This is a genomic window from Kitasatospora sp. NBC_00458, assembly GCF_036013975.1.
Lineage (GTDB): Bacteria > Actinomycetota > Actinomycetes > Streptomycetales > Streptomycetaceae > Kitasatospora.
The window spans coordinates 7,465,838-7,478,223 of the sequence record NZ_CP107904.1; the positions used below are offsets into that span (position 1 = coordinate 7,465,838).

Genomic DNA, 12,386 nt, shown 5'->3' on the forward strand with positions numbered 1-12,386 from the left:
TTGCGGCCCGGTCTACCCTGCCCAGTCTGCTACGGACCATGCGGCGGCGCTTCGCAAACATCTGGTTAAGAGGATTCGCCGCAGGTCAGGATGGGTACGGCCGGGTGAATCGGCTCTTCCGGCGGTGGTGCCGCCCGCCCTCCGCGGGCACCGCAGGTGGCCGTGTGCGGGCCGCCGGTGGCGGTCGGTGGGCGGTCGGTGGCGGACCGTGGGCGGTGCCGGTCCGGTGCCCGTCGGCCGACCGGTGCCCGTCGGCCGGTCAGTGTCCGTCGGCCGGCCGGTGCCCGTCCGCCGGCCGCGCCGCGAGGTGGGCCGCCAGTCCGCGCCGGCCCCGGTGCATCATCACGGCGTGGTTGGCCCGGAACAGCGGGCGCGCGGGGAGGGCGAGGCGGCGCAGCAGCGGAGCGGCCGGGCGGGCGTCCTCCTCGAAGAGCACGCGGCAGCCCCCGTCACCGTCCGCGGTGACCGTCCAGCGCGACCAGCCGACGAGGTCCCCGTCCATGGCCGCCTCCAGCACACCGGCGGCCCGGTCCCGCCGCATCGTCGCGAGCCGGATCACCAGCCGGTAGGGGAGCAGCGCGCGGACCAGCACCTCGCCGGTGTCCGGACCGGTCTGCCGGACGTCGCGGATGTCGGGCCACCAGCGCGGGTAGCCCGCCACGTGCTCCAGGGCCGCGTACGCGGCGTCCGGCGGGGCGGCCAGCCGCCACACCCCGCGGAACCGGTAGTGGTTGGGATCCACGCCCGCACTCTAGTCCGGACGGCCCACGGACCGGTGCGGCTCCGGTGCACCCGGTGTCCGCCGCGCCCCTGGCGCCCCGCGCACCCCGACGGCCCTGCACCCCGACGGCCCTGCACCCCGACGGCCCCGCGCCCCGACGGCCCCGCGGCCGCGGCGTGCGTACGGGCCCTTCCGGAACCCGCGGTTGTGACGCTCCGTGATGTCGTGACAGTCCGTGACCTCCGTCGCCCCGGTGTCCGGAGGCCGGGCGTCCGCCGCCGCGAGCCCGCCACCAGGGCGTTCGGTGCGGCTGCTCCGCGCCCCGGTGGCGCCACCGGGGTCCTCGGGGGGAGGGTGGGATTCCACCGGGAGGACGGTGGGACTCCGCTTGCACGCATTCGGCGTGCGGAGGAGGATCTTTTGTGCTTGTAGTCTCATCAGTCACAGCCGCCCCTTCAGGCGGCCGGTCCACCGGAAGACGAATCGAAGGAGTCCCGAGGATGCGGCGACCGAACTGGGTACCGGAGGGTACGGACCTGGACAAACCGAACGCCGCGCGGGTCTACGACTACTACCTCGGAGGCTCGCACAACTTCGAGGTGGACCGGGAGATGGCCCGCAAGGCGATCGCCCTCTGGCCCGAGCTGCCGCAGATCATGCGCTCCAACCGCGCCTTCCTGCGCCGCGCCGTCCAGTTCACCGCCGAACGCGGCATCTCCCGCTTCCTGGACATCGGCTCCGGCATCCCCACCTTCGGCGCGGTCCACGAGATCGCCCGCGCCATCCGCCCCGAGTCCCAGGTCGTCTACGTGGACCGCGACCCGGTCGCCGTCGCGCACAGCCGGCTCCTGCTGGAGGGCGACGAGGGCTGCTCGGCCGTCCAGGCCGACGTCCGGGACGTCGACGACCTGATGTCCCGTCCCGAGGTGACCGAGCTGCTGGCGGCCGGCGAACCGGTGGCCGTGCTGCTGGTCGCGGTCATGCACTTCGTCGAGGACCAGGACGACCCGTGGAAGCTGATCGAGGTGATCCGCGACGCCCTCCCGCCGGGCAGCGCCCTCGTCCTCTCCCACGCCTCCCTGGAGGGCCGCCCCGACCAGGCCGAGGACCACCAGCGGCTGTACAAGATGACGCCCACTCCGCTCACCATGCGCACCCACGAGCAGATCACCGCCATGTTCGCCGGCTTCGACCTCGTCGAGCCGGGCGTGGTCTACCTGCCGCAGTGGCGCCCCGAGCAGCCGGAGGCGGTCGGCCGCAACCCCGAGCGGATGACCGGGGTGGCGGGCGTGGGGTTCCGCCCGTGATCGAAGCGCCGGAGCCGAGCAGCAGCGCCGAACGGTTCCACGCGGACTGGGCGCGGCTGCTCTCCGGTGACCACGGCACGGCGGTCCACCCCGGCCTGGTCGGCCGGCTCGTCTCCCGGACCGCCGGGCTTCTCCACCGTGCCCAGTTGGAGCACCCGTTCCAGCCTCAGCTGGCCGCTGAGGCCGGCGCCCACCTGGTCGAGGCGCACTTCACCGACCCGGTGGTGCTCGCCAGGGCGGTGGAACTGCTCCAGCAGCAGCCGGCCCCCGACGGTCGCGGGCCCGCCCTCAGCGGCGCGTTCGCGGCCGGCTGGGCCGCCGCCCTGCGCGAGCGCACGCTCCGCGAGCAGGAGGCCATCCGCACGGCCGCCGACGTGGCGCGCAAGGAGGCCGAGCGGGCGCTGCGGGCCTCCGAGGCCCGGTTCCGGGCGCTGTTCGAGAGCGCCGCGATCGGCATCGGCATCGGCGACACCGACGGCAACATCCTGGCCGTCAACAAGGCGCTCCAGGAACTGTTCGGCGCCGGCCCCGAGGACATGACCGGCCGCCGGGTCGGCGACCTCGTGCACCCCGAGGACGCCCCCGGCGTCTGGGAGGCCTACGAGGACCTGATCAGCGGCAAGCGCGAGTACTTCCAGTTCGACAAGCCGTACTACCGGCAGGACGGCGAGGTGGTCTGGACCCACCTGACCGTCTCGCTGATCCGCGACGACGACGGCGTCCCGCAGTACCAGGTGGCGATGCTGGAGGACGTCACCGACCGCTACCGGCTCCAGGAGACGCTGCGCCACCAGGCCACCCACGACCCGCTGACCGGCCTGCCCAACCGCGCCGCCTTCTTCGAGCGGCTGGAGAAGCTCTTCGAGGACCCGGACCCGGGCGCCCGCTTCGGCCTCTGCTACGTCGACCTCGACGGTTTCAAGGTGGTCAACGACAGCCTCGGCCACGACACCGGGGACCAGCTGCTCGCCGCCGTCGCCGCCCGGCTGAAGGCCGCCCTCAGCCCGCTCGGCCACCTGGTCGCGCGGCTCGGCGGGGACGAGTTCGTCGTCCTGCTGGAGAACAGCCGGGGCGAGCAGGAGGCGGTCGCCGCCGCCAAGACCGTGCTCAAGGCGCTCGCCGGGCCGGTGCTGATCGGCGACCACAAGCTGGCCGTCGGCGCCAGCGTCGGCGTGCTGGAGCGGCGGGTCTCCACCACCACCCCCGGCGCCGCCGTCCGCGCCGCCGACCTGACCCTCTACCGTGCCAAGGAGGCCGGCCGGGGCCGCTGGACGCTCTTCGACCCCAAGGAGAACGCCCGCGCCGTCTCCCGGTACGCGGTCTCGGTGCGGATGCCCGCCGCCCTCGACCGGGGCGAGTTCTTCATCGACTACCAGCCGCTGTACGCGCTCGCCGACGGCCGGCTGGCCGCCGTCGAGGCGCTCGTCCGCTGGCGCCACCCCCAGCTCGGCGTGCTCGGCCCGGACGAGTTCGTCACCACCGCCGAGGAGACCGGGCTGATCATGCCGCTCGGCCGCTGGGTGCTGGAACAGGCCTGCGGCCAGGCCGCGGAGTGGATCAAGCGGTTCGGCGACGCCGCTCCCCAGCTCAACGTCAACCTGGCGGTCCGCCAGGCCCGCAGCGCCGCCCTGGTCACCGATCTCGGCCGGATCCTCGACACCACCGGCCTGGACCCCGCCCGGCTCCAGCTGGAGATCACCGAGTCCACCGTGGTCGGCCCGGAGGACGAGGCGCTGCGCACCCTGCACGGGCTGGTCGGCCTGGGCGTCTCGCTCGCCGTGGACGACTTCGGCACCGGCTGGTCCAACCTCGCCTACCTGCGCGACCTGCCCGTCTCCGGGCTGAAGATCGCCGGGTCCTTCGTCGGCGACCTGCACGACCCGGCGAAGGACGAGTCGACGGGCTGGCGGATCGTCAGCGGCCTGGTCTCGATGGCGCACGCCCTCGGGCTGACCGTGACCGCGGAGGGCGTGGAGACCAGGAAGGACGCCGAGCGGCTGCGCCGGATCGGCTGCGACTGGGCGCAGGGCTGGCACTTCGGCCGCCCGGTCCGGCCCGCCGAGATCGCCCGCCGCATCGTCGAGGAGCCGAAGGGCCGCCCCGTCCCGCCGGCCTGACCGGCAGCCGCCCCGCCACGGCACTCCCGTGCCGGACGACGGGTCGGCCACGCGGATCCGCGGCCCGTGGTGCGTTGTCGGCGGCCGGGTTCCGGCGACGCCGGCCCGGAGCCGCCCCCGGGGCTCAGCCGACCAGGCGGGGGAGCTCGATCGAGTGCCCCGTCCGCTCCACCTTGGCGCGCAGGTAGTGGACGTTGGAGGCGGAGAGGTGGACGCCGGTGGGTACCCGGTCGTGGACCGTGATGCCCAGGCCGGTCAGCTGGGCCGCCTTGTCGGGGTTGTTGCTCAGCAGTTCGACGCCGGTGACGCCGAGCGCGCCCAGCATCTGTGCGGCGGCGGTGTAGTCGCGGGCGTCCTCCGGAAGGCCGAGCGCGGTGTTGGCGTCGTAGGTGTCCAGCCCGGAGTCCTGCAGGGCGTACGCGTCGAGCTTGTTGTACAGGCCGATGCCCCGGCCCTCCTGGCGCAGGTAGAGCAGGTATCCGCCGGCCCCGCTGATCAGTTCCACCGACTCGCGCAGCTGCGGGCCGCAGTCGCAGCGGTCGGAGCCGAACACGTCCCCGGTCAGGCACTCCGAGTGCAGCCGGACCAGCGGGGTGCCGCCCTCCGGTACCTCGCCGAGGGCGAGTGCGAGGTGTTCCGCCCCGTCCGCCAGCCCGTGGAAGGTGAACACCTCCGCGTCGGCCCGGTAGCCGTCCGGGAAGGTGAGCGGGATCCGGACGCGGGACCGCACGGTGGCGGCACCGGTCTGCGGCGGGAGGTGCTGCGGCATGGAAGGGCCTCCGGGGACGGAAGGGGTGATCGGGTCCCGACCGTACTAGGTAGTTCCAATTTGAACAACTGGGTTCCGAGCGCCCGCGTGCTCCGGCGCGCGGGGACGCAGCCTCGCAACACCGTCCGCGCCGGGCCTGTTCCCTCCGTGGTGGGCCGTGGTGGGCCGTGGCGTGCTGTGACCGCGGACGGGCCCGCCGGGTGACTCGGAGCGGTTCCCCCGGGAACGACGGCGCCATGCCCGGGGGAACCGGTTCCCGACCCGCCCCCGAAATGGATTCCCGGAATGCGCCGCGGCCGTTCGGACTTCCCGTGCGGACGAAGGGCGGGCGGGTGAATCCGGACGTGCAAGTCCGTATCGGATCCGGTGCTCCCGAACGGTATCCCGGTGGTCGCACCGCATTCGGCCGGCCGGGACTCCGGCGCGCCGGTCCGGACGCGGCACATCGGCCCCGGTCCCCGTCCGTCGCCCGGGGATCGGGGCCGTGCGACGCGGCGGACCTCCGGTGATGCGGGGCGTGCGTGTGGATTCCCGCTTCCGTGCCGAAGGGAATTCGACGGTTCCGGGGAATTCGCGGACCGCCGCGGTGCCGGACGGAACCGCTCGGCGGGGCCGGAAATCCGGCGTGCCGCGGAGATCCCCGGCGGACCCGGCGGGAGAAGTTCGTCGGCAATGGTTCGCCGCTCCCCGCCCCCGCGGAGCGGGAGGGCCGTGGGCGAATGGTCCGTGTCCGGCGGGCGGGCGCCGGGACCGTTCCGACTTTGCGCCCAGAATGCGGAAGGCGGCGGACAAAGCGGTTCGACAGTGGGAGACTGACCCCGCGCAAGCGGTCCGAGCTGCCGCACGGGTGCGAGTCGCACCGTGACGCCCTCAATGGCGAGGGGGACCGCCGGTGTTCCCCGGGACGGGGACACCCTGCCCGTCGACCACGGTCGACCAGACCACGGAAGGTCCTCACAAGATGCCGGCCACCCCGTTCTCCTCGGCGTCCCACGACGCCGGGAACCCTGTCATCGAGTCGCTCTACGCCGAGGTGCTGCGCCGCAATCCGGGCGAGCCCGAGTTCCACCAGGCCGTGCACGAGGTCGTGGAGACGCTCGGCCCCGTGCTGCTGAAGCGGCCGGAGCTGGTCGACGCCCGGATCGTCGAGCGGATCGCGGAGCCGGAGCGGCAGCTGATGTTCCGGGTGCCGTGGACGGACGACCAGGGGCGGATCCACGTCAACCGCGGGTTCCGGGTGGAGTTCAACAGCGCGCTCGGCCCGTACAAGGGCGGGCTGCGGTTCCACCCCTCCGTGAACCTCGGGATCGTCAAGTTCCTCGGGTTCGAGCAGATCTTCAAGAACGCGCTCACCGGCCTCGGGATAGGCGGCGGCAAGGGCGGCTCCGACTTCGACCCGAAGGGGCGGTCGGACGCGGAGGTCATGCGCTTCTGCCAGTCCTTCATGACCGAGCTGTACCGCCACCTCGGCGAGCACACCGACGTCCCCGCCGGTGACATCGGCGTCGGCGGCCGGGAGATCGGCTACCTCTTCGGCCAGTACAAGCGGATCACCAACCGCTACGAGTCCGGCGTGCTGACCGGCAAGGGCATCGGCTGGGGCGGCTCGCAGGCGCGGACGGAGGCGACCGGCTACGGGTGCGTCCTGTTCACCGCCGAGATGCTGCGCGCCCGGGGCGAGGAGCTGGACGGCCTGCGGGTCGCGGTCTCCGGGTCCGGGAACGTCGCCGTGTACGCGGTCGAGAAGGCCCAGCAGCTCGGGGCCACGGTGGTCACGGTCTCCGACTCGGCCGGCTACGTGGTGGACGAGAAGGGTATCGACCTCGCGCTGCTCAAGGAGGTCAAGGAGGTCCGCCGCGGCCGGCTCACCGAGTACGCGGAGCTGCGGGGCAGCCACGTGCGGTACGTGGAGGGCACCGGCGTGTGGAGCGTGCCGGTCGACGTGGCGCTGCCGTGCGCGACGCAGAACGAGCTCACCGAGGAGGACGCGCGGGCGCTGGTCCGCAACGGCGTGCGGGCGGTCGCCGAGGGCGCCAACATGCCGACCACGCCCGAGGCCGTGCGGGTCTTCCAGGAGGCCGGGGTCGCCTTCGGCCCGGGCAAGGCCGCCAACGCGGGCGGGGTCGCCACCAGCGCGCTGGAGATGCAGCAGAACGCCTCCCGCGACTCGTGGTCCTTCGCGCGCACGGAGGAGCAGCTGGCCGGCATCATGCGGAACATCCACGACGCCTGCCACACCACCGCGGAGAAGTACGGCCGCCCCGGCGACTACGTGCTGGGCGCCAACATCGCCGGCTTCGAGCTGGTGGCGGACGCGATGCTGGCGCAGGGCCTGATCTGAGGCGTCGCCGAGCGCGCACCCGTGCGTCCCGCACCCCTCCGGTCGTCTCTCACGGCCGGAGGGAAGGTGGCGGGCGGGCGGGTGCGCGCTCGGCGTGCCCGCGCTCCGGGCGGTTCGCGCGCCCGCCGGACGGCCCGCGTCCACGCGATGGGCGCCGTCCGTGCCGTCCGTGCCGTCCGTGCCGTCCGTGCCGTCCGTGCCGTCCGTGCCGTCCGTGCCGTCCGTGCCGTGCATGCCGTCCGTGCCGTGCGCGCGCTGCCCACCGGTGCCTCCCGGACCGCGGCGCGGGCCCCGGGGCACCCGACCAGGCCGGGCACAGGATGTCGGGTCCGGCCGGGGGCCCGCTGCCTACGGTGAGGAGCAGTGAGGGAAGGACGGGGCAGTGATGCTGGAACGGCTGAACCAGGCCATGGAGCACATCGAGGAGCACCTCGTCGGGACGGTCGACGCGGCCGAACTGGCGCGGATCGCGACGACGTCGGAGTACCACTTCCGGCGGCTGTTCTCGGCGCTGGCCGGGATGCCGCTGTCGGAGTACCTGCGGCGCCGGCGGCTCACCCTCGCCGGGGCCGAAGTGCTCTCCGGCGAACGGACGCTGCTCGACGTCGCGGTCCGGTACGGCTACACCTCCGGCGAGGCGTTCGCCCGGGCGTTCCGTGCGATGCACGGGGTGGGCCCGGGCGAGGCGCGGCGCGGCGGTGCGGTGCTCACCTCGCAGCCCCGGATGTCCTTCCGACTCGTCGTCGAAGGGAGCAGCAGCATGGAGTACCGCATCGTGGAGAGGCCGGCGTTCCGGGTCGTCGGGAGGAGGGCCCGCGTGCCGTTGGTCCACGAGGGGGTCAACCCGGCCATCGCCGCGTTCATCCGGGGGATCGGCCAGGAGGGCATCGACCGGATCGCCGCCCTCTCGGAGCAGGACCCGGAGGGCATCGTCTCGGTCACCGAGTTCTTCTCGGAGAGCCGGGAGGAGGGCGTCGAACTCGACTACTACCACGCGGTGGTGGCCGGTGCGGACGCCGTGGTGCCGGACGGCCTGGACGTGCGGGAGGTGCCGGCCGGCACCTGGGCCGTCTTCGCCAACACCGGGACGTTCCCGCAGGCGCTGCAGGAGATGTGGCGGGACGTCTACACCCAGTGGTTCCCGTCCAACCCGTACGAGTCCCGGCCGGGCCCCGAGATCCTCCACACCCGCTTCCTCACGGAGGCGGGGACGGCCCGGGCGGAGGTGTGGGTCCCGGTGGTCCGCGCGAGGCGCTGACGGGGTGGCGGCGGGCGGGCGGCGGAGCGGGGAGTCTGCGGGCCGTCCGCCGCCCCGCCGTCCGCCCCGTCCGCTGACCGGGAGCCGTCCCGCCCGGAGCGGCCCCGCTTCGGGCCGGCCGCCCGTTCGGCCCAGCAACGCCCGCCCGCCCGCCGCCCCCGCCCGCATGCTGGGCGGGGGAGCAGCACGGGGGGCGGGGGCCACCGAGCGAGGAGTGGATCGAGGATGGCCAAGGCGTTCGGGTTCGTCGACTACGGCGGGCCGGAGAAGCAGGAGTTCCTGGACCGGCCCGTGCTGGAGCCCGGGCCCGGGCAACTGGCGATCACGGTGCGGGCGGCCGGGGTGAACCCCGTGGACTGGAAGATCCGCCGCGGCCTGCTCGGCCGGGACCGGGAGCTGCCGGCCGTCATGGGCCAGGAGGCGGCGGGCGTGGTGGAGCGGGTCGGGCCGGAGGTGACCGGGTTCACGCCGGGCGACGAGGTGTTCGGGCTCGCCGCCGCGGGAGCGTTCGCGGAACAGACGCTGCTGCTCGCCGCGATGAGCGCGCTCAAGCCGGCGGAGGTCGGCTTCGACCAGGCGGCCACCCTGCCGGTGGCCGCGGCGACGGCCGACGACGGCGTCCGGGACGTCGGGGTGGGCGCCGGGCAGACGCTGCTGATCCTCGGCGTCTCCGGGGGCGTGGGCAGCGTGGCCGCGCAGATCGCCCGCAGCCGGGGCATCCGCGTCATCGGCACGGCGAGCGACGCCAACCGCAGCTTCGTGGAGTCGCTGGGCGCGGTCCAGGTCCGGTACGGCGGCGGGGTCGCGGAGCGGATCCGGGCGGTGGCGCCGGACGGGGTCGACGGCATCCTCGACCTGGTCGGCGGCGACGACGCGCGGGCGGCCGCCACCACGCTGGCGGACCGGTCCCGGCTGGTCGCCACCTCCGACCCGGCCACCGCGGCCGAGCTCGGCGGCCGGTACATCACCCGCTCCAGCACGCCGGAGACGCTCGCCGCGCTGGCCGGGCTGGTGGCCGCCGGCGAACTCGACCCGCGGATCAGCGCCCGCTACCCGCTGGCGCACGCCGCCGAGGCGCTCGCCCTGGTCGAATCCGGACACGCCCGCGGCAAGTCGGTCCTCGAAGTCGCCTGAGCGGCGGCCGCGGACACCGCTCGGCTGCACGACCGGCGGCACCATCGACGACGCCCGGGCCCTCCCGACGGCCCCACCTCCCGACGCCCCCACCCCCTGACGCCCCCACCCCCCCGACCCCCGAGGAACACCGATGAAGATCGACGAAGTGGCGGTCGGCGGCCCGTGCTGGGTCGAGCACGGCAGCGCCGAACCGGCCGCGGCCCAGCGGTTCTACGGCGAGCTGTTCGGCTGGCGGCCCGAGGCCGACGAGCGCCCCGAGGCCGGCGGCTACACCTTCATGCGGCTGGACGACGCGATCGCCGCCTCCGTCTCCCCCCTGTACGGGGAGGGGCAGCCCACCGCCTGGTCCGTCTCCTTCATGGTGGCCGACGCCGACGCGTCCGCCGCGCGGATCGCGGAGGCGGGCGGCAGCGTCATCGTGCAGCCGACGGCGGCGCTCGACTTCGGCCGGTTCGCGATCGCCGCCGATCCGTCCGGCGCGGTGTTCGGGCTCTGGCAGGCGGGCCGGCTGGTCGGGGCCGAGGTGCTGAACGCGCCCGGCGCGCTCGGCTGGGTGGAGCTGCTCACCAGGGACCCGGACGGTGCCGTGGCGTTCTACCCGGCCGTGTTCGGCTGGACGGTCGCCCCGTCCGAGCAGTACACCCAGTGGGGCCTGGCCGGCGAGGACTTCGGCGGCATGCTGGCGATGGGCGAGGAATTCCCGCCGCAGGTGCCGCCGCACTGGCTGCCCTACTTCGCGGTCGCCGACGTGGACGTGACGGCCTTCCGGGCCGGCAACCTCGGCGCCGACGTGCTGATGGCGCCGACCTCGGTGCCGGACGGCCCGCGGATCGCCGTCCTGCGCGACCCGCAGGGTGCGGCCTTCGGCATCTACCTGGCGGGCTCCGAGGGCTGACCGCCCGCCGCCGGCGGCCTCCGCACGCCTGCCGCCGGTCCGTGCGGCGGCCGGCCCGTGCGGCGTCCGCGCCAGGCGGCGGCCGCCGATCCCGCGGTCACCAGCAGCGCGCCCAACGGCACCACGTCCCCGAGCCGGTCGTACCAGGTGAGCGCGGACGGAGCGGTCAGCGGCAGCCGGACGACCAGCACGCCCGTCCCGTCCGTGCCCAGCCGGGCCAGCTCGCGCCCCTGCGCGTCGAAGGCGGCGGACACGCCGGTGAGCGAGGCCTGGACGGTCGGCCGACCGGTCTCGGCGGCCCGGATCGCGGCCAGTGACACGTGCTGCTCCGGCGCCCAGGTGCGCTGGAAGGTCGAGGTCGAGGACTGGTAGACCAGCACCCGCGCGCCCTGCCGTGCGGCGGTCCGGGAGAGGTCGGGGAACGCCGACTCGAAGCAGATCAGCGCCCCGACCGGGAGCGCGCCGCCGCCCCGGTCGACGGTGGGCAGGAGGTGGAAGCCGCTGCCGGGCGCCCGGTTCTCGCCGGCCGCGCGGCTCACTCCGGCCACCCAGCCGAGCACCGGCCGCAGCGGGATGTACTCGCCGAACGGCACCAGCCGGATCTTGCGGTACCGGTCGACGATCCCGCCCGGGGAGACCAGGACCGCGTCCTTGGAGATCCGCCCGTCCGCCTTGCGCGCGTCCTCGCCGGCCAGGACCTGGGCGCCGGTGGCGGCGGCCAGCTCGCGCAGCCGGTCGAGCGTCGCCCCGTCCCGGTCGAGATCGGCGGTGGTGCTGGACTCGCCCCAGACCACCAGGTCGACGGGCCGCCCGTCCAGCGTCCGGGTGGCCCGCAGGCTCGCCTCGAACCGGGCCTGCGGCTCGTCGACGATGCCGGGCTGGACCAGGGCGAGGGTGACGGTCCCGGCCGCCCCGTCCGTCCCGGGGGACGCGCCGGCCCCGCCCGCCGGTTCGGGCGCGGGCCGCAGCGCGAACAACAGCGGTCCGGCGGCCAGCACGCCGGCCGCGGCGAGGGCTGCCACGGCCCTGGGGCGCCGCTCGGCGGCGGTGAGGGCGATCAGCACCCCGGTGTTGACCGCCACCACGGCCGCACTGACCAGCCAGATCCCGCCGACCGAGGCCAGCGCGAGGACGGCCGGGTGCTGCCACTGGGTGGCGCCGAGCAGCGCCCAGGGTCCGCCGAGGGCGGGCCAGGACCGCGCGTACTCGGTGGTGAGCCAGACCGCGGGGACGACCACCAGCGCGAGCAGCGCCCGACGGGCGGTCGGCGGCGGGCGCAGCAGCAGCCACACCGCCATGCCGACCCCGGCCTGGAGCACGCCGAACACCACGGCGAGCACCGGCAGTCCGGGGCCGATGGACGGCAGCAGCCAGTACATGCCGGTGAGGATGAAGCCGGCGCCGAACCACCACCCGCGCACGGCCGCCTCGCGCAGCCCCGGCGCGCGCTGCATCAGCAGCAGGCCGGGGACGAGTGCGACCCAGGCCAGCGCCGCCAGTCCGGGGGCCGGGAAGGCGAACACCGGCACCGCCCCGGCGGCGAGGGCCGCCAGCCGGGGCCGGTACCCGGCGGACCGGCCGGGGCGACCGGGAACGGCGACAGCCGTGGGACCGGCGGGGCCGGTGAGCTGGGAGCGTCGCGACATGCCCCGTATTGTCCGCTTGGCGGGGCCCGGTCACCAGCCCCGTGATCACTCGAACGGGCCAATGGGGCCAATCGTGATGCGAGCAGCCCGCACGGCCCCGCCCCGGCCCGCGCCCAGAACCGCCCCGCCCCTCATCACCTCCCCACCGGGAGCCCCCACCAGGAGGACCTCACCAGGAGCCCCCCACCGGGACGC

The 12,386-nt window shown here is 75.0% G+C and carries 9 protein-coding genes; 6 read left to right on the forward strand and 3 right to left on the reverse strand.

The features are described from left to right. Nucleotides 1–259 precede the first annotated feature (259 nt). Complete coding sequence (locus OG550_RS30490) at nt 260–742, reverse strand: SRPBCC family protein (protein ID WP_327682966.1); 483 nt, start codon at nt 740–742, stop codon at nt 260–262. Between the two features lie 479 nt (nt 743–1,221). Between OG550_RS30490 and OG550_RS30495 the strand changes: the two genes are divergently transcribed. Then, nucleotides 1,222–2,028, forward strand: a complete 807-nt coding sequence (locus tag OG550_RS30495; protein ID WP_327682968.1) for an SAM-dependent methyltransferase — start codon at nt 1,222–1,224, stop codon at nt 2,026–2,028. Then, on the forward strand, nt 2,025–4,145 hold the full coding sequence (locus OG550_RS30500) for a putative bifunctional diguanylate cyclase/phosphodiesterase (RefSeq protein ID WP_327682970.1): 2,121 nt from the start codon (nt 2,025–2,027) through the stop codon (nt 4,143–4,145). The genes OG550_RS30495 and OG550_RS30500 overlap by 4 nt, the downstream gene beginning before the upstream one ends. 124 nt (nt 4,146–4,269) lie before the next feature. Here the strand turns inward: OG550_RS30500 and OG550_RS30505 are convergent, their stop codons facing one another. Beyond that, a complete protein-coding gene (locus OG550_RS30505; protein ID WP_327682972.1) occupies nt 4,270–4,914 on the reverse strand; it encodes a GTP cyclohydrolase II in 645 nt (214 codons plus the stop codon). Nucleotides 4,915–5,875: 961 nt separating this feature from the next. Between OG550_RS30505 and gdhA the strand changes: the two genes are divergently transcribed. The 4 genes from gdhA to OG550_RS30525 all read left to right on the forward strand — a co-directional run bounded on the left by gdhA (nt 5,876) and on the right by OG550_RS30525 (nt 10,545). Continuing rightward, complete coding sequence (gene gdhA / locus OG550_RS30510; RefSeq protein ID WP_327682974.1) at nt 5,876–7,255, forward strand: NADP-specific glutamate dehydrogenase; 1,380 nt, start codon at nt 5,876–5,878, stop codon at nt 7,253–7,255. A 385-nt stretch (nt 7,256–7,640) separates the two neighbouring features. Continuing rightward, nucleotides 7,641–8,513 carry an AraC family transcriptional regulator gene (locus OG550_RS30515; protein WP_327682976.1) on the forward strand — a complete coding sequence of 291 codons (873 nt, stop codon included), beginning with the start codon at nt 7,641–7,643 and terminating at the stop codon, nt 8,511–8,513. 225 nt (nt 8,514–8,738) lie between these two features. Beyond that, nucleotides 8,739–9,647, forward strand: coding sequence for an NADP-dependent oxidoreductase (locus OG550_RS30520; protein WP_327682978.1), 909 nt, complete (start codon nt 8,739–8,741; stop codon nt 9,645–9,647). Nucleotides 9,648–9,780: 133 nt separating this feature from the next. Continuing rightward, nucleotides 9,781–10,545: a VOC family protein gene (locus OG550_RS30525; RefSeq protein ID WP_327682980.1), complete on the forward strand. Its 765-nt coding sequence runs from the start codon at nt 9,781–9,783 to the stop codon at nt 10,543–10,545. On the opposite strand, the gene lnt is transcribed toward OG550_RS30525, so the two are convergent. Then, nucleotides 10,521–12,191 carry an apolipoprotein N-acyltransferase gene (gene lnt / locus OG550_RS30530; RefSeq protein ID WP_327682982.1) on the reverse strand — a complete coding sequence of 557 codons (1,671 nt, stop codon included), beginning with the start codon at nt 12,189–12,191 and terminating at the stop codon, nt 10,521–10,523. The two genes, OG550_RS30525 and lnt, sit on opposite strands and share 25 nt — an antisense overlap. Between the last annotated feature and the right edge of the window lie 195 nt (nt 12,192–12,386).

What these genes read in the sequence shown, in the direction of transcription:
- OG550_RS30495 (WP_327682968.1), top strand. Translation starts at nt 1,222, where the DNA reads ATGCGGCGACCGAACTGGGTACCGGAGGGTACGGACCTGGACAAACCG.
- OG550_RS30505 (WP_327682972.1), bottom strand. Translation starts at nt 4,914, where the DNA reads ATGCCGCAGCACCTCCCGCCGCAGACCGGTGCCGCCACCGTGCGGTCC.
- gdhA (WP_327682974.1), top strand. Translation starts at nt 5,876, where the DNA reads ATGCCGGCCACCCCGTTCTCCTCGGCGTCCCACGACGCCGGGAACCCT.
- OG550_RS30515 (WP_327682976.1), top strand. Translation starts at nt 7,641, where the DNA reads ATGCTGGAACGGCTGAACCAGGCCATGGAGCACATCGAGGAGCACCTC.
- OG550_RS30520 (WP_327682978.1), top strand. Translation starts at nt 8,739, where the DNA reads ATGGCCAAGGCGTTCGGGTTCGTCGACTACGGCGGGCCGGAGAAGCAG.
- OG550_RS30525 (WP_327682980.1), top strand. Translation starts at nt 9,781, where the DNA reads ATGAAGATCGACGAAGTGGCGGTCGGCGGCCCGTGCTGGGTCGAGCAC.
- lnt (WP_327682982.1), bottom strand. Translation starts at nt 12,191, where the DNA reads ATGTCGCGACGCTCCCAGCTCACCGGCCCCGCCGGTCCCACGGCTGTC.